Genomic DNA, 19,117 nt, shown 5'->3' on the forward strand with positions numbered 1-19,117 from the left:
CTAGTCCATGGCGTCCCCGATCGCCAGACGCAGGAGGGCTTCGCCGTCCATGTCGTCGATCGATTCCGCCTCGGCTGCAAGCACAACATCCGGAGCGCTGTTGTTTTCCCCACTCTCCTGGGCAAGTTGCAGGACCAGCTCCAGCAGACCGGCCTGGCGCAGACGGCTGATCGGGATCGACGCCAGCGCGTCGCGGATGGGCGCCTCCGGGTCGTTGGCCACGACCTCTCCCAGCAGCTCGGAGCGGATGAACTGGGCCAGCACGGCGGGCGTCGGGTAGTCGAACACCAGCGTCGCGGGCAACGCCACGCCGGTGACCGTCTTGAGCCGGTTGCGCAGGTCCACCGCTGTCACCGAGTCGAAGCCGACGTCGCGGAACGCCCTCGAAGGCCCGAACGCCTCCGCGCTCTCGAAGCCCAGTGTCGCAGCGGCCTCCGTGCGGACGAGGTCGAGCAACGTCCTGGTGCGTTCCGCCTCGGGCAACGCCAGCAGCCGCTCCTTGAGCCCTGAATCGGTCGCCTCGGGCTCTTCCAGGGCTTTCTGGACCGTCGGGATGCCCATCAGCAACGGGCTCGGCCTGGACGCGGTGAAGCTCGGTGCGAACTTCTCCCAGTCCATGTTGGTGATCGTCAGCGATGTGTAGCCGTCCTCGACCGCCTGCTGCAACGCGGTGATCGCGAGCTCCGGCTTCATCGTGTGGACGCCACGCCGGCGCAGTTGTTCGGCGCCTTCCTCGTTCTCCGACGCCATGCCGGAGTCCGCCCACGCACCCCAGGCGATCGACGTGGAGGGAAGGCCTTGTGCCCTGCGGAAGTGCGCGAGGCCGTCGAGGGAGGCGTTCGAGGCGGCGTACGCGGGTTGCGCGCCACTGCCCCAGCTCGCCGCACCGGACGAGAACAGGATGAACGCGTCCAGGTCGCTCGTCAGCTCGTGCAGCAGCCAGGCGGACGTCATCTTGGCTTTGAGCAGCCGGTCCAGCTGGTCGATGCCGAGCTCGTCGGTCGGTGCGTTGCCCTCGACGATGCCGGCCGCGTGCACGATCGCCTTGATGTCGGGCTGCGAGTCGATCACCGCCTTGAGGCTGTGCCGGTCGGACGCGTCGCAGGCCGCGAAGGAGACGCGGGCTCCGAGCGCTTCGAGTTCCTGGCGCAGTTCTCGAGAGCCCGGTGCCTGCTCACCGCGGCGGCTGGTGAGCAGCACGTGCTCGGCGCCGCGACCGGCGACCCAGCGGGCGACGTGGCCACCCAGCGCGCCGGTGCCGCCGGTGATCAGGACCGTGCCGCGCGGGTTCCACTCGGTGGACTTCGCGGCGCGCTGGGCCGGGACGAGCCGCCTGCTGTAGACGCCGGTGTCGCGGACCGCGAGCTGGTCCTCGCAGCCGCCGTTGGTGATCGCGGCGACCAGGCCCTGCTCGATCTGGCCGTCGATGGTCTCCGGCAGGTCGACCAGGCCACCCCAGCGGCGCGGCAGGTCGAGTGCCGCGACCCGGCCGAGGCCCCACAGCGCGACCTGGTCCGGGTTGGCGACGTGGTCCGTGGCGCCGGTCGAGATCGCCTGTTTGGTGACCGCCCAGAACGGCGCGGTGCTGCCGACGTCGCCGAGCGCTTGGACCAGCAGGACGTTCAGCGCGAGTCCGACCGGCGTCGACGAGAACTCCTGATACGGCTCGTTTTCGGTGCCGAGCAACGAGATCACGCCCACCGGCTCGATGCCGATCAGTTCGGTGGCGAGCAGCGCGCGTTCGGCGTTGGGCCGCACGGTGACCCGCACGACATCGTTGCTGAACGTGCGGAGAACCGCCTCGGTCCACTCGTCGGTCTGCTCCGGGACCGCGGCGAGCCAGGTGCCGTTGATTCCGGTGGCCTGGACGCCGCGCAGGAGCTGCCACGAATCGCGGTAGCGCCAGCCGTCCACAGTGGACTGGGTTTGCTGCTTCGCGCGCCACTCCCTGAGTGCAGGGATGACGTTGTTCGCGTCGACGCCGAGCGCCTCGGTGAGGTCGCCGTTCTCGACGAGCTGCCAGAACGCGCTGTCCTCGGCGTTGGCTGTCTTTGCTCCCGCCTTGGGCCAGAACCTGGTGCGGCTGAACGGATACGTCGGCAGGTCGATCCTGCGTCCCGCGCGCGGCCAGTGGACGTCGAGGCCCGCGACCCACGCCTCGGCGAGCGAGGTGGTGAACCTGTGGCTGTTGCCCTGATCGCGGCGCAGCGAGCCGATCGTGACCAGTTCCGTGCCGTCCGCCTCGGCGGTGGCCTGCGCGGACATCGTGAGCACCGGGTGCGGGCTCGACTCGACGAACACGCGGTAGCCGTCCTCGATCAGCCTGCGGGTGACCGCGACGAACTCGATGGGCCTGCGCGCGTTCTCGTACCAGTAGTCGGCGTCGAGGGTCGCGGTGTCAATGCGGTCCGCCTTGACCGTGGAGTAGAACGCGATGTCGGTCGAGCGCGGCGTGATCGTGCCGAGCATTTCGAGGAGTTTCTCGCGGAGTGGCTCGACCTGCGGACCGTGCGAGGCGACCGTGCTCGCCACCACGCGTGCCCGGATTTCCCTGGCCTGGCACAGTTCCACGAACTCGTTGAGCTCCTGCAGCGCGCCGGCGACCGTGCAGGCGTTGGGACTGTTGATGCCCGCGATGGACAGGACCGGCCACTGCTCGATGAGATTGCGGGTCTCCTCGACCGGCAGGGCGACGCTCGCCACCGCGCCGTTGCCGACGAGCTCGTCCGCGAAGAGCCGGGACCGCAGCACGACGATCTTGGCCGCTTCGTCGAGGCTGAGCGCCCCGGCGATGTAGGCGGCCGCGATCTCGCCCTGGGAGTGGCCGACGACGGCCGCGGGCTCGACGCCGTTCTTCCGCCACGTCTGGGCCAGCGACACCATCACCGCGAACAGGGTCGGCTGCAGCACCTCGATGCGTTCCAGCAGTTCGGCTTCGCCCCGGAGCACGTCTTGTACCGACCAGTCGACGAGCTTGCCGATCGCCGCGTCGCACTCCCGGATCCAGTGCGCGAACGTCTCGTCCTCGTCCAGCAGCTCGACCGCCATGCCGTGCCACTGCGAGCCCTGGCCGGGGAAGATGAACACGGGCGCACTCTCTTGCGCGACGCCCTGCACCACTTCATCCCCGATGAGCACCGCACGGTGGTCGAACACCGACCGCGTCGTGAGCAACGAGAACGCGATGTCCTCCGCACGGCCCTCCAGCGCGCGCACCTGGTCGATACGAGCCCGCAGCGAGGCCGGCGACTTCGCCGACACCACGAACGGCACCGCTCCGCCCTGCTGAATCGATCCGGGTTGGCTGGCCCCCTGGGGGGAACTACCCCCCATCCCAATCATCTCAGGCAGGTCTGACAATTCCTGGCGCGCGGGAACCGGCGGGGCCTCCTCCAAGATCATGTGTGCGTTCGTGCCGGAGATGCCGAACGCCGAGACGCCGGCCCGGCGCGCGTGGCCGTTTCGCGACCACTCACGCGCGGAGGTGAGCAATTCGACGGAGCCAGAAGACCAGTCGACGTGCGAGGAAGGCGCGGCGACGTGCAGCGTTTGCGGCAGCAGGTCGTGCTGGAGCGCGAGCACCATCTTGATCACGCCCGCGACGCCCGCCGCCGCCTGTGTGTGGCCGATGTTCGACTTCACCGAACCCAGCCACAGCGGAGCCGAACGCTCGGTGCCGTAGGTGTTGATCAGGGCTTGCGCCTCGATCGGGTCACCCAGGGCCGTGCCGGTGCCGTGCGCCTCCACGACGTCGACATCACCAACGGCCAGACCGGCGTTCGCGAGAGCAGCACGGATCACCCGCTGCTGCGACGGACCGTTGGGCGCGGTCAAGCCGTTGGACGCGCCGTCCTGATTGACGGCCGAACCGCGGATCACCGCGAGCACCTGGTGGCCGTTGCGGACCGCGTCGGACAGCCGTTCCAGCACGACCATGCCGACGCCCTCGGACCAGCCGGCGCCGTCCGCGTCGTCGGAGAACGCCTTCGACCGGCCGTTCGCGGCGAGAGCGCCCTGGCGGGTGAGCTCGGCGAACGCGTACGGCGTGGTCATGATGGTCGCGCCACCGGACACCGCGAGCGAACATTCACCGCCGCGCAACGCCTGCACCGCGAGATGCATGGCCACGAGAGAGGCGGAGCACGCCGTGTCGACGGTGACGGCCGGCCCCTCGAAGCCGAACGTGTAAGACAGCCGGCCTGAGATCACCGACGCCGCGAGACCCGTTGCCGCGTGGCCCTCGGTGTCCTCCGCCGACGACGTCAGCAACGTCGCGTAGTCCTGGCCGTTCGTGCCGACGAACACACCGGTCTGCGATCCGCGCAACGACTGGGGATCCACGCCGACCCGCTCCAGCGCCTCCCACGTCGTCTCCAGCAGGAACCGCTGCTGCGGGTCCATGGCCATCGCCTCACGCGGCGAGATCCCGAAGAACGCCGGGTCGAAGTCCGCGGTCCCGGCGAGGAACCCGGCCTCCCGCGTGATCGACGTCGACAGCACCGACTCGACGTCCCAGTCGCGGTCGGCGGGGAACGCGCCCATGCCGTCACGCCCGTCGAGCAGCAGCTGCCACAGCTGTTCGGGTGTGTTCACGTCACCGGGGAACCGGCACGCCATCCCGACGATCGCGATCGGTTCGTCGGCGCGAGCAGACGTCACCGCCGCCTCGACCACTCCACCGCGCAGATGATCGGCGAGGCGGCGTGGCGTCGGGTAGTCGTAGACCAGCGACGCGGGCAGCGTCTTGCCCGTCGCCGCCGACAGCTGGTTGCGCAGCTCGACTGCGGTCAGCGAGTCGAACCCGAGGTCCCGGAACTCCTTGTCCACACCCACCGCCTGCGGCCCGGCGTACCCGAGCACCGACGCGACGGCCGTGCGCACGATCTCCAGCACATCGCCGCCGACGGCAACCTTCTTCCGTGCCTTGGGCTTCTCGGGCAAGATCGCGATGGCGACGGTCGGCGCGTCCTCAGCGACCGCTCGCCACATCGACTCCACGGCCAGCTCCGGCCGCATCGTGATCGCGCTCAGGTCGGCGCCCACGCCGTCGGCCATGCCGGAGCCGGCCCACGCACCCCACGCGATCGACGTCGCGGGCAGACCCGAGGCTCGCCTCTCCCGCGCGATCGCGTCGAGCACGGCGTTGGCGGCCGCGTAGTTGGCCTGACCGGGGTTGCCCAGAGCGCCCGCGACCGACGAGAACAGCACGAACGCGCCCAGTTCGAGCTCACGGGTCAGCTCGTCGAGCACCAGCGCCGACGCGACCTTCGAGCGGAACACGTCCGCGAACCGCTCCGGTGCAAGGCCTTCCAATACGCCGTCGCTGAGTACGCCTGCCGTGTGCACGATGGCGTTCGGCGGGTACTGCTCCAGCAACTCCTGCACGGCCGCTCGGTCCGCGACGTCGCACGCCACGATCTCCGCACCCAGTTCGGCTTGCAGCTCAACAGCACCCGGCGCATCGAGACCGCGCCGGCTGACCAGCACGATCTTCTCGACGCCGCGTTCCTTGAGATCGCGGGCAACGTGCGTGCCGAGCGCGCCCGTGCCGCCGGTGACGATGACGGTGCCGTGCGGCTCCCACATCGCGTCGGTCGGCCGCGCAGCCTCGTAACGTCGCGCGAACACACCGTCTTCCCGGATTTCGACCTCGGCCTCGTCGCCCACGAGCACCGCTGCCAGTTGCGTGACATCGCCGGTGATGTCGATCAGACCGCCCCACTGCGCAGGCAGTTCGAGGGCCGCGACTCGGCCGAGACCCCAGACCGCGCTCTGCGTCGCGCTGGTCTGCGCGCCCCGCGTCACCGCCCACACCGGCGCGCTGACACCCTTGCGCGCCAACGATTGGACCAGCTCCATCGTCGCGATCACACCGCGCGGCACGCCGTTCGCGTCGACCTCGTCGTCCAACCCCAGCAGCGAGACGATCCCGTCGAACGGCGTCTCCGGAACCTCTTGCACCACGGTGCCGCCAACAGCCGCCGCAACCTCGCGCGCGAAGTCGTCCTCAGCGCCGAACACGAGCCAGTTGCCGGATGCAGAACCACGCGGCGTGATCCGTTCCCACGACTCGCGATGGCGCCACGAGTCCACTGTGGACCTCGCACGGTCGACCGGCGCGACGTCGAGCACGGTCGGCCAGTATCGCTCGTGCTGGAACGCGTACGTCGGCAGGTCGACCCGCCGCGCGCCCGTGCCCTCGAACAGCGTGCTCCAGTCCACAGACGTGCCGCTGACGTGCAGGCGGGCGAGCCCGGCGACGAACGCCTGCTCCTCACCGCGGTCCTTGCGCAGCAACGGGATACCGCTGACCATCGCGGACAGCACGCCGTCTGGGCCGATCTCCAGGAACGTGCTGCCGTCGAGCGCGCACACGGTGTCGTGGAACCGCACGGTCTCCCGCACGTGCCGCACCCAGTACTCGGGTTGGTGAACAATCCCGCCAGCCAGCAACGGGATCGTCGGATCGTTGAACGAAATACCGGCGATGGCCGCGCGGAAGTCGTCCAGCATCGGTTCCATCAGCGGCGAGTGGAACGCGTGCGACACCTTGAGCTGCTTGGACTTGCGCGCCGTAGAACTGTTGAGTTGTTCGGCAATCGCACGCACCTCCTGTTCAACACCGGCGATGACCGCGGCGTTCGGCCCGTTGACCGCCGCGATCGACACACCGGCGGTGAGCAGCGGCGTGATCTCGTCCTCGCTCGCCTCGATCGCGATCATCGCGCCACCGGTCGGCAACGCCTGCATCAGCGAGGCCCGCGCGGAGATCAGCGTGCACGCGTCCTCGAGGCTGAACACCCCGGCGACGTGCGCGGCCGCGATCTCGCCGATCGAATGGCCGGCGAGCCGGTCCGCCCTGATCCCGAACGACTCCGCCAGCCGGTACAGCGCCACTTCCAGCGCGAAGATCGCGGGCTGGGCGTTGCCGGTCTGGTCCAGCGCGTCCGCGTCCTCGCCCCACATGATCGACCGCAGCGCCGGGTCGAGATGCGCGAGCACCGCGTCGAACGCGTCGGCGAACACCGGGAACCGCTCGTACAGGTCACGTCCCATGCCGAGCCGCTGCGAGCCCTGACCCGTGAACAACAGCGCCAGATCGCGCTCGCCCGCCTCTCCCCTGGCGATCTCGACGCCGTCGACGAGCACCACCCGGTGCTCGAACGCGCTGCGCGACACCGCGAGCGAGTAGGCGAGGTCAAGCTGCGAGGCATCAACAGTGCCAAGGCGCGCGAGCTGGTCGGCCAGCGCTTCCTCGGACCGCCCGGACACGATCAACGGCACCACCGAAGCCGAACTGGTGACTTCGGGAACCGGAGCCGTGTGACCCGGCGCCTCTTCGATGATCACGTGCGCGTTCGTGCCGGAGACACCGAACGACGAGACACCGGCGCGGCGCGGGTGGCCGTTGACGGGCCAGTCACGGCGTTCGGTGAGCAGTTCGACGTTGCCGGTCTGCCACTCCACATTGGACGACGGCGCGTCGACGTGCAGCGTCTGCGGCAGCACGTTGTTGCGCAGCGCCATCACCATCTTGATGACACCGGCGACACCACCGGCCGACTGCGGGTGGCCGAGGTTCGACTTGATGGAGCCGAGCAGCAGCGGCGTTTCCCGGTTCTGCCCGTACGTCGCGAGCACTGCCTGCGCCTCGATCGGGTCGCCCAACGTCGTGCCCGTGCCGTGCGCTTCCACCGCGTCCACTTCGGACGGTTGCAATCCGGCGTTCGCAAGGGCCTGCCGGATCACGCGCTGCTGCGAAGGGCCGTTCGGCGCGGTCAGGCCGTTCGACGCGCCGTCCTGGTTGATCGCGGAGCCGCGCAGGATCGCGAGCACCTCGTGGCCGTTGCGCTGGGCGTCCGACAACCGTTCCAGCAGAATCACACCGGCGCCTTCTGACCAGCCGGTGCCGTCCGCAGCCTCGGAGAACGCCTTGCAACGGCCGTCCGCCGCGAGTCCGCCGGCCGCCGTGAACGCCGAGTAGGCGTTGGGCGTGGTCATGACCGCGACACCACCGGCCAGCGCCAGGTCGCACTCACCGTTGCGCAAGGCCTGCGAAGCCCAGTGCATGGCGACGAGCGACGACGAGCACGCCGTGTCGATGGTGACCGCAGGGCCTTCCAGCCCGAGCAGGTAGGAGATGCGACCGGACAGCACCGAAGCCGAGAACGCGGTCGTCGCGTACGGACCGGTCTCCTCCAGCGAGCGGTTGAGCAGCGATTCGTAGTCCTGGCCGGTGGTGCCGACGAAGACGCCGGTCAGGCTGCCCTTCAGCGAGGTCGGGTCGATGCCCGCGCGTTCCAGGGCCTCCCACGACGTTTCGAGCAGCAGGCGTTGCTGCGGGTCCATCACGACGGCCTCGCGCGGCGAGATGCCGAAGAAGCCCGCGTCGAAGTCGGCGACGGCGTCGAGGAAGCCGCCCTCGAACGTCGTGCTGGCGAGCCGTTCCAGGTCCCAGCCGCGGTCGGCCGGGAACCGGGAGATCACGTCACGACCCTCGAACACCAGGTCCCACAACGCTTCCGGCGTCGTCACGCCACCGGGGTAGCGGCAGCCGATACCGACGATCGCGATCGGGTCGTCCGTGGCGTGCGTGGCCGCGCGGACCTCGACCTGTTGCGTGCCACCGAACAGCTCGTCCCGCAGGTGCTGGGAAAGCGTCATCGCGGTCGGATAGTCGAACACCAGCGTCGCGGGCAGCGCGAGGCCGGTCGCGGTCTTGAGGCGGTTGCGCATCTCGACCGCGGTGACCGAGTCGAAGCCCAGCTCGCGGAACGCCCTGCCGACCGGGACCTGGTCGCTTTCCGCGTAGCCCAGCGTCTTGGCGGCCTCGGCGCGGACCAGGTCGAGCAGCGCGCGGTCACGTTCGGCTTCGGTGAGCTTCGCCAGCCGCTGCTTGAGCTCCGACTCCTCGACGGGCTCCTCGGCCAGCGCTTGACGCACTTCGGGGATGCCGGTGAGCAGCGGGCTCGGGCGTTCGGCGGTGAAGCTCGGCGCGAACTTCGCCCAGTCGATGTTGGTGACGGTGAGCTGGGTCTGGTCGTCCGCGACGGCCTGGCGCAGCACCCGCATCGCGAGCTCCGGCGGCATCGAGCCGATGCCGATCCGTTGCAGCGCCTCGTACATGCCGTGATCGGCGGCCATGCCGGCTTCCGCCCACGCACCCCACGCGATCGACGTCGCCGGCAGGCCCTGCGAGCGCCGCAGGTGGGCGAGGCCGTCGAGGTAGGCGTTGGCCGCGCCGTACGCGGGCTGGCCACCACTGCCCCAGCTCGCCGCACCCGACGAGAACAGGATGAACCGTGCGTGCGGGGCCAGTTCGTGCAGGTGCCGGGCCGCGGTGATCTTCGTGTCGAGCAGCGCGGTGACGTCCTCGTATCGCAGCTCGTCGATCGGGGCGTCACCGGTGCCGATGCCCGCCGCGTGCACGACCGTCGTGAGGTCGTCGATGCCCGCGAGCAGGGCTGCCAGGGCGTCACGGTCCGCCGCGTCGCAAGCCGCGACGGTGACGCGTGTGGTGCCTTCCAGCTCTGCCTTGAGTTCCGCCGCGCCGGGAGCGTCGAGTCCGCGGCGGCTGGTGAGCACCAGATGCTCGGCGCCTGCCTCGGCCATCCAGCGGGCGACATGCCCGCCGAGCGCACCCGTGCCACCGGTGATCAGCACCGTGCCGGATGCCTGGAAGTCCGGGCTGTGGTGGGCGTTCGTGCGGACGAGACGGCGGGCGAACACACCGTTGTCCCGGATGGCGACCTGGTCCTCGGTGCCGGTCAACGCGGCCGCGAACCGTTGCGCGGTCTTGCCTTCCAGCGTCGCTGGCAGGTCGATCAGGCCACCCCAGCGGCGCGGCAGGTCGAGAGCGGCGACACGGCCGAGACCCCAGATCGCGGTCTGCGCCGGGTCCACGATTTCCGTGCCGACCGCGACCGCGTTGCGGGTGACGGCCCAGATCGGTGCGGTGACGCCGGCTTCGGCCAGTGCCTGGACCAGCGTGATCGTCGCTTGCAGGCCGGTCATCGCGATGACGCCGTCGATCGTCTCGGGCAGTCGCTGGACGAGGTCCGCGCGGCTGATCTGCTCGTCGACGTCGAGATGCGTGGCGTCCAGCGCGTTGATGACGTCCCGCGCTTGGGTGCCGGACGTGACGACGAGCCACGTGCCGGTCGGGGTTCCCGTGACGGTGACCGGGGTCCACTGGTCGCGGTACCGCCAAGTGTCCATTGTGGACTCGGACTTGCGGCGGTTGCGCCACTGCGCGAGCGTTTGCGCGACGCCCTGCTCGACGCCCATGTCCTCGAGGCCGCCGTTGTCGACGAGTTCCCAGAACTCGGCGTCGACCGGGTCGGAGGTGTCCCTGACCAGCGGTTCTGGCCAGAACCGCTGGTGGTCGAACGGATAGGTGGGCAGCAGGGTGTTCTTGCCGCCGGGGTAGCGCCACTGGACGTCGAGACCCGCGACCCACGCCTCGGCGAGCGAGGTCGTGAACCGGTGCCGGTCGCCCTGGTCGCGGCGCAGTGAGCCGATCGCGACGATCTCGGTGCTGATCGCCTCCGCGGTCTGCTGGGCGGGCAGCATGAGCACGGGATGGGCGCTCGACTCGATGAGCACGCGGTGGCCGTCCCGCACGAGCTGCTCGACGACCTTCGCGAAGCTGACCGGCTGCCGGGCGTTCTGGAACCAGTACTCGGCGTCGAGGCTCGCGGTGTCGATCCGCCCGGCCGTGACGGTCGAGTAGAACGGCACGCTGCTGGTCTGCGGCGTGATGTCCGCGAAGAGCTCCATGATCTGGTCGCGGAGGCGGTCGACCTGCGCGCAGTGCGAGGCGACCGTCGAGCCGATCACGCGGGCGCGGATGTCCTTGGCGACGCAGCTCGCGACGAACTCCTCCAGCGCCGGGATCGCACCGGCGACCGTGCAGGCGTGCGGGCTGTTGACGCCCGCGATCGCCAGCTCGTCCGGCAGCAGCTTCTCGACTTCGCTCGAGGGCAGGGCGATGCTGGCGACCGCGCCGTTGCCGACGAGCTCGTCCGCGAACAGCTGCGACCGCTTGACCACGATGAGCGCGGCCTGCTCCAGGCTGAGCGCGCCCGCGATGTAGGCGGCGGCGATCTCACCCTGCGAGTGGCCGACGACGGCCGCGGGTTCGACGCCGTTCGCGCGCCACGTCTGGGCGAGCGAGATCATGATCGCGAACAGCGCGGGCTGCAGGATCTCGATGCGCTCCAGCAGCTCGGCCTCGCCCCTGAGGACGTCGATGACCGACCAGCCGACGTGCTCCGCGATCGCGCGATCCGCCTCGGCCATCCACCGCGCGAACGTCTCGTCCTCGTCGAGCAGCTCGACCGCCATGCCGTGCCACTGGCTGCCCTGTCCGGGGAACACGAACACCGGGCCCGCGCCCGGCACGACAGCACCCTCGACGACCTCGTCGCCGACGATCACCGCGCGCTGGTCGAACCTGCTGCGCGCGGCCAGCGAGAACCCGACGTCGTTCGCCGGCACCCCGCTCGCCACCAGCGCTTTGACCCGTTCGACCTGAGCGCGCAACGACCCGGCCGACTTCGCCGACACCACCAGCGGAACCGGCACGCCCAACGGAATCGATCCCGATTGGCCGGCCCCCTGGGGGGAACCACCCCCCATCCCAATCATCTCAGGCAGGTCTGACAATTCCTTGCCAGAGGAAGACGACCCGGCCGGCGCTTCCAAGATCACGTGCGCGTTCGTGCCGCTGATGCCGAACGACGACACACCCGCGCGACGGGGGCGTGAGACGGCCGGCCAGTCGCGGGACGACGTGAGCAGCTCGACGGCGCCCGCGTCCCATTCGATGTGCGACGACGGCGCGGTGACGTGCAGGGTCTGCGGGAGCACGCCGTTGCGCAGCGCCATGATCATCTTGATGACACCGGCGACACCGGCGGCCGACTGCGTGTGGCCGATGTTCGACTTGATCGAGCCGAGGTAGAGCGGCTCGGGGCGCTCCTGCCCGTAGACGGCGAGCAGCGCCTGCGCCTCGATCGGGTCGCCCAGCGAGGTGCCGGTGCCGTGCGCCTCGACGGCGTCGACGTCCAGCGGCGACAGGCCGGCCGCCGCCAAAGCAGCGCGGATCACCCGTTGCTGCGAAGGACCATTTGGTGCGGTCAGGCCGTTGGAGGCGCCGTCCTGGTTGACGGCGGTGCCCTTCAGCACCGCGAGGACGTTGTGGCCGTTGCGCACGGCGTCCGACTGCCGTTCCAGCACGAGCAGGCCGACACCCTCGGAGAAGCCGGTGCCGTCCGCGCCCTCGGAGAACGCCTTGCACCGTCCGTCCGACGACACGCCGCGCTGCCGGGAGATCTCGATGAACGTCGCGGGCGTCGACATCACCGCGACACCACCGGCGAGCGCCAGCGACGACTCTCCCGTCCGCAGCGACTGCGCGGCGAGGTGCATCGCGACCAAAGACGACGAGCAGGCCGTGTCGATGGTGACGGCCGGTCCTTCCAGACCGAGCACATAGGACACCCGGCCGGACGCCACCGACGGCGACGAACCGGTGCCGTGGTGGCCCTCGAACTCACCCCCGAGCAGCTGCGCGTAGTCGTTGTACATCACGCCCGCGAACACGCCGGTGTCGCTGCCGCGCAACGAAACCGGGTCGATCCCGGCGCGTTCGAACGCCTCCCAGGCCGTTTCCAGCAGCAGGCGCTGCTGGGAGTCGGTGGCCAGAGCTTCCCGCGGCGACATCCCGAAGAACGCCGGGTCGAACTCGCCCGCGTCGTGCAGGAAGCCGCCGAGCCGCGTCGACGAGGTGCCGATGTCGTTGCCGGAGAACAAGGAGTCGAGGTCCCAGCCGCGGTCGGACGGGAACTCGGAGATCGCGTCCGTGCCGTCCAGCACCAGCCGCCACAGGTCCTCGGGCGTGCTGACACCACCGGGGAACCGGCACGCCATGCCCACGACGACGATCGGGTCGTCATCCGAAACCGTCCGCATGGCAACGACATCGCCGCTGTCCGCACCGAAGAGCTCGTCGCGCAGGAACGTCGCCAGCACGTGAGCGGTCGGATAGTCGAACACGAGCGTCGCGGGCAGCCGCAGCCCGGTGACGGCGGTGAGGCGGTTGCGCAGGTCGACGGCGGTGAGCGAGTCGAACCCGAGGTCGCGGAACGCCCGCCCGGCGTCGAAGTTCTCCAGTGCCAGCACGGCGCTGACCTGCGCACGAATCAGGTCGAGCAGCACGTCGAGACGTTCGGTGTCACCCAACGGCCGCAGCTTCGCGGCGAGGCCAGTCGCGGTGTCCGAACCGGCCACCGCGCGACGGGCGCGAGTCCGGATCAGGCCGCGCAGTAACGTTGGCACGTCGCCCTGCGCTCGCAACGTCGCGAGGTCAAGGCGAGCGGGCAGCAGCACCGCTTCACCGCTGGCCACCGCCGCGTCGAACAGCGCGGTGCCCTGCGACGGGGTGATCGGCGGCATGCCGGCGCGAACCAGGCGTTCGCGGTCGGCGTCGGTCAGCGAACCGGTGAGGCCAATCGTGGCCTCCCACGTGCCCCACGCGAGCGACACGGTGTTCGGGCGGTGCTCGGCGAGCGCGTCGAGGAACGCGTTGCCCGCCGCGTAGTTGCCCTGTCCGGCGCCGCCGAGGATGCCCGCGGCGGACGAGAACAGCACGATCTTGGCTTCCGGCAACAGTTCGTGCAGGTGCCAGGCGGCGTCGACCTTGGGCCGCAGCACGGTGTCGAACTGTTCCGGCGTCAGCGATTCGATCACGCCGTCGTCCAGCACGCCCGCCGTGTGCACGACCGACTTCACGGTGTGCTTCTTCAACAACCGTTGCAGCGCCTTGCGGTCACTGACATCGCACTTGACGACCTTGACGGTCGCGTCCACATCCCAGTCGGGTTTCTTGCCGCTCCGGCTGGCCAGGATCAACTCCGTCACACCGTGCTCGGCGACGAGGTGCTGCGCGATCACGCCACCGAGCCCGCCGGCGCCGGTGATCAGCACGGGGCTTTCCCAGGTGACCTCCCGCGTCGCCGCGGCGCGCTGAAGTCGTGGCGCCAGCACCTGCCCTTGCCTGACGCGAATCTGCGGCTCATCGGCGGCAAGCGCCTGCGGCAGAACAGCATCGTCGTCGATGTCGGCCAGCACGAACCGGCCGGGGTGCTCGGTCTGCGCCGATCGCACCAGTCCCCACACCGCCTGCGCGGCCAGATCCCCTTCGCGTGTCACGAAAGCCAGGCGCTCGGCACGTTCGGCGGAGATCCACTCCTGGAGTTTGGCGAGCACGCGAGTCGTGAGCGCGCGCGTCGACTCGATGACGTTGCCGTCGCCCACGACGTGCTCGATCACAACGCCTTCCGCCGCTTCGGACGGCAACGCGACTGGCGTCCATTCGACCCGGAACAGCGAGTCACGGTCGACCTCGTTCTGCGGCAACGCAACGGGCCGCACGACGAGCGACTCGACGGTCGCGACCGGCTGGCCAGTGGTGTCGGCGAGCGCGATCTCCATCGCGTCACCGTGGGAGCGCAGCCGAACCCGCAGCTCCGTCGCGCCGGTGGCGTGCAGCGACACGCCTTCCCAGGAGAACGGCAGTCCAGCGCCGTCCTTCGCGAGCAACGCCGCGTGCAGCGCCGAGTCCAGCAGCGCCGGGTGCAGCCCGAAGCCCGTGGTGTCGCCGGGCGTGGTGACCTCGGCGTAGACGTCGTCGCCGTCGCGCCACACCGCACGGAGTCCCTGGAACGCGGGCCCGTATTCGAAGCCCATGTCCGCGAACCGTTCGTAAGCTCCTTCGACGTCAACGCTTTCCGCGCTCGGCGGCCACACGCTCGCATCGAAGTCGTTTGTGGTGCTGCCTTGCGAGAGCGAGCCGGACGCGTGCTCGATCCACGGCGCGTCGTCGTCGGCGCGCGAGTAGATCACCACCGGCCGGCGTCCGCTGGCGTCCTCGGCGCGCACCGCGACCTGCAGCTGCACGGATCCGTCGAGCACGAGCGGTGCGGAAATCGTGAGCTCGTCGAGCTTCTCGCAGCCGACCTCGTCACCGGCCCTGACCGCGAGCTCGACGAACGCCGTGCCGGGCAACAGAACCGTGCCGCTGACGACGTGATCCGCGAGCCACGGGTGCGAGCGCGTCGACAGCCTCGACGTGAACAGCACGTCGCCGCCGCCCGCGATGCTGACCTCCGCGCCGAGCAACGGGTGCTCGATCGCGCTGAGCCCGAGTCCCGACGCGTCGCCGGACCGAATCTGCCCGGCCGGCCAGAACCGTTGCCGCTGGAACGCGTACGTCGGCAGGTCGATCAGCTTGCCGCCGCTGAAGAACTCGTCCCACGTGACGTTCAGGCCGCTCACGTAGGCCTGTGCGAGCGCCTTGACCAGTTGCTCGCGCCCACCCTCGTTGCGCCGCAACGTTCCGAGCACCACGGCGTCGTGGTCTCCTGCGGTCTGCTCGACGCCGATCGTCAGCACCGGGTGTGCGCTGGGCTCGACGAAGAACCGGAAACCGTCGCGCAGCAAGGCGTTCGTGGCGTTCTGGAACTCGACGGTCTGCCGCAGGTTCGTGAACCAGTAGCCGGCGTCCATGATCGCGGTGTCGATCGGCTCGCCGGTGACCGTGGAGTACAACGGAACCGTGCCGGTCCGCGGCTCGATGCTCGCGAGATCCGCCAGCACCCGCTCGCGGATCGCCTCGACTTGCGGGGTGTGCGACGCGTAGTCCACCGCGATCATCCGCGCCCGGACGTCCTGCGCCACGCACTCGGCCACGATCTCCGCGAGCGCCTCGACCTCGCCCGCGACCACGGTCGACCGCGGCCCGTTGACTGCCGCGACCGCGACCCTGTCCTCGTAGCGCGCGATCCGTGGCCGCACCTCATCCACGGGCAGCGACACCGACAACATGCCGCCACGCCGCGACAACGCCTCGTCAACGGCCTGCGAACGCAACGCCACCACCCGCGCCGCGTCCTCCAGGCTGAGCGCCCCGGCGACCGCTGCCGCCGCGATCTCGCCCTGCGAGTGCCCGACAACCGCGTGCGGCTCAACGCCGTACGAGCGCCACACCTCGGCCAGCGACACCATGACCGCCCACAGCACGGGCTGCACGACGTCGACCTGGTCCAGTGGCTGCTCGTCCTGGAGCACCTCGATCAGCGACCAGCTGACGAACGGCCGCAACGCCGCGTCGCACTCCGCGATCCAGCGCGCGAACACCTCGTTGGTGGCCAGCAACTCACGGCCCATGCCGACCCACTGCGAACCCTGGCCGGGGAACACGAACACGGTCTTGCCCGCGGTCGTGACCTGGCCGGCGATCACGTCTTCCCCGATGACCACCGCCCGGTGGTCGAAACTCGCGCGCGCCGCCAGCGTGAACCCGACGTCGACCGCGTCCGCCTCCACCGCCCTGACCCGCTCGACCTGGGCTGTCAACGCCTCCGCCGACTTCGCCGACACCAGCCACGGCACGCCGTCACAGCTGTCGTCACCGCTGTCACTGCCCGCACCGCGCCCGCCCGCCCCCGCCTGAATCGATCCGGGTTGGCTGGCCCCCTGGGGGGAACTACCCCCCATCCCAATCATCTCAGGCAGGTCTGACAATTCCTGACCGCTCGGAGCCTCCAAGATCACGTGCGCGTTCGTGCCAGAGACACCGAACGACGAGACACCCGCGCGGCGCGCGCGAGAGACCTCGGGCCAGGAGCGAGTCGAGGTCAGCAGTTCGACGTCGCCGGCCTCCCAGTCGACGTGCGACGACGGTTCGGTGACGTGCAGGGTGCGTGGCAGCACGCCGTGGCGCAGCGCCTGCACCATCTTGATCACCGACGCGACACCGGCAGCGGCCTGCGAGTGGCCGATGTTCGACTTGATCGAGCCGAGCAGCAGCGGTTCGGCGCGGTCCTGGCCGTAGGTGGCGAGCAGCGCCTGGGCCTCGATCGGGTCGCCGAGCGGCGTTCCGGTGCCGTGCGCCTCGACGGCGTCGACATCGGCGACGGACAGGCCGGCCGAGGCCAGCGCCGCGCGGATCACCCGTTGCTGCGACGGGCCGTTCGGCGCGGTCAACCCGTTCGAAGCACCGTCCTGGTTGACCGCGGAACCACGAACCACAGCAAGGATCCGGTGACCGTTGCGCAGCGCGTCGGACTGGCGCTCCAGCACGACCTGGCCGATGCCCTCGGCCCAGCCGACGCCGTCCGCGGAGTCTGAGAACGCCTTGGAGCGGCCGTCCTCAGAAACACCGCGCTGGCGCGAGAACTCGATGAACGTCGACGGCGTGGACATCACCGTCACGCCGCCGGCCAGCGCCAGCGAGCACTCCCCCGACCGCAGCGACTGGATCGCCCAGTGCATCGCGACCAGCGACGACGAGCACGCCGTGTCGACGGTGACCGCGGGTCCCTCGAACCCGAACACGTAGGACACGCGGCCCGACGCGACGCTGCCCGCGCTGCCCTGGCCCTGGTGCCCTTCCATGTCGCCGCCACCGACGACGGACTGGTAGTCGTTGTACATCAAGCCGGTGAACACACCGGTCGCGCTGCCCCGCAACGACGTCGGGTCGATGCCAGCGCGTTCGATGGCCTCCCACGCGGTTTCCAGCAGCAGACGCTGCTGGGTGTCGGTGGCCAGCGCCTCACGCGGCGACATGCCGAAGAACGACGGATCGAACTCGGCCGCGTCGTGCAGGAAGCCACCGGAGCGCGTGTACGAGGTGCCGATGTGGTCGGGATCCGGGTGGTACAGGCCTTCGAGGTCCCAGCCGCGGTCGGACGGGAACGCGGTGACCGCGTCGACCTCGTCCATCACGAGCCGCCACAGCTCCTCCGGCGTCGTGACACCACCGGGATAGCGGCAGGCCATGCCGACGATCACGATCGGATCGTCCGAAATGGACACCGGCGCGGGCAGGTCCGGGGTGACCGCGACGCCGCCGAGCAGTTCATCGCGCAGGTAGGACGCCAGCGCTCCGGACGTCGGGTAGTCGAAGATCAGCGTCGCGGGCAGGCGGATGCCGGTGGACGCCGTCAGCCGGTTGCGCAGCTCGACGGCGGTCAGCGAGTCGAACCCGAGGTCGCGGAACTGGTGCGCCGGATCGACAGAGTGTGCACCGCCGTGCCCGAGAACGCCCGCGACCTCAGTGCGAACGACGTCGAGCAACGCCGCCAGCCGGTCTGCTTCGGACATCGCCGAGAGGCGGGAGACGAGCGTGACCGCGGTGTCCGAACCCGCGACCGCACGCTTCGAGCGCGTCCGGACCAGGCCGCGCAGCACCGGCGCCACCTCGCCCTTCGCCCGCAGCACCGCGAGGTCGAGCCGGAACGGCGCCAACGCGGCGCCCCCGTGTGCGAGGGCCGTGTCGAACAACTCGACGCCCTGCTCGACCGCGATCGGCGGCATGCCGGCGCGGCGCATGCGTTCGGCGTCCACTTCGGACAGATGCCCGGCCATGCCGCCTTCCCAGGCGCCCCAGGCCAGCGACACGGTGTTCGGCCGGTGCGCGGCGAGGGCGTCGAGGAACGCGTTGGCCGCCGCGTAGTTGCCCTGCCCCGCGCTGCCGAGCGTGCCGGCGACGGACGAGAAGAGCACGAACCGGTCGAGGTCACCCGCCAGCTCGTGCAGGTTCCAGGCGGCGTCGACCTTCGGCTTGAGGACCTTCGTGAGACGTTCCGGCGTGAGCGACTCGATCACACCGTCGTCCAGCACACCGGCGGCGTGCACGATCGACCGGACCGGGTGCTTCTTCAGCAGCTTCTGCACGGCCTTGCGGTCCGACACATCGCATTTCGCGACGGTGACACGCGCGTCCAGCTCGTCTGCCCACGCGGGCTTCTCGCCACGCCGGCTGACCAGCACCAGCTCGTCAACACCCTGCGCGACAAGATGTTTCGCGATGACACCGCCCAGACCGCCGGTGCCGCCGGTGATCAGCACCGGTCCCTGCCAGGTGACCTCGCGCTGCGTGCCTGCCGCCCGCGCGAGGCGAGCGGCCTGCACGACGCCGTCACGGATGATCAGCTCGGGCTCGTCGATGCCCAACGCCCGCGCGACGAGCTCGCCGGAGTCGGTGTCGATGATGCCGAACCGCCCGGGGTGCTCGGTCTGCGCCGACCGCACCAGTCCGCGCACCGCC

Annotated in this window: 1 protein-coding gene (running past one end of the window); it reads right to left on the minus strand. The window is 70.1% G+C overall.

What is annotated here, in order from left to right; translation table 11 throughout:
* Nucleotides 1–19,117, minus strand: partial view of a type I polyketide synthase gene (locus ACWGE0_RS19480; RefSeq protein WP_452262288.1) — the 3' portion only. Its footprint extends 8,477 nt past the window's final position; only the last 19,117 of its 27,594 coding nucleotides appear in the window; the start codon falls outside the window, past its right edge; it ends in the stop codon at nt 1–3.

The organism is Lentzea sp. NPDC054927, assembly GCF_053610285.1.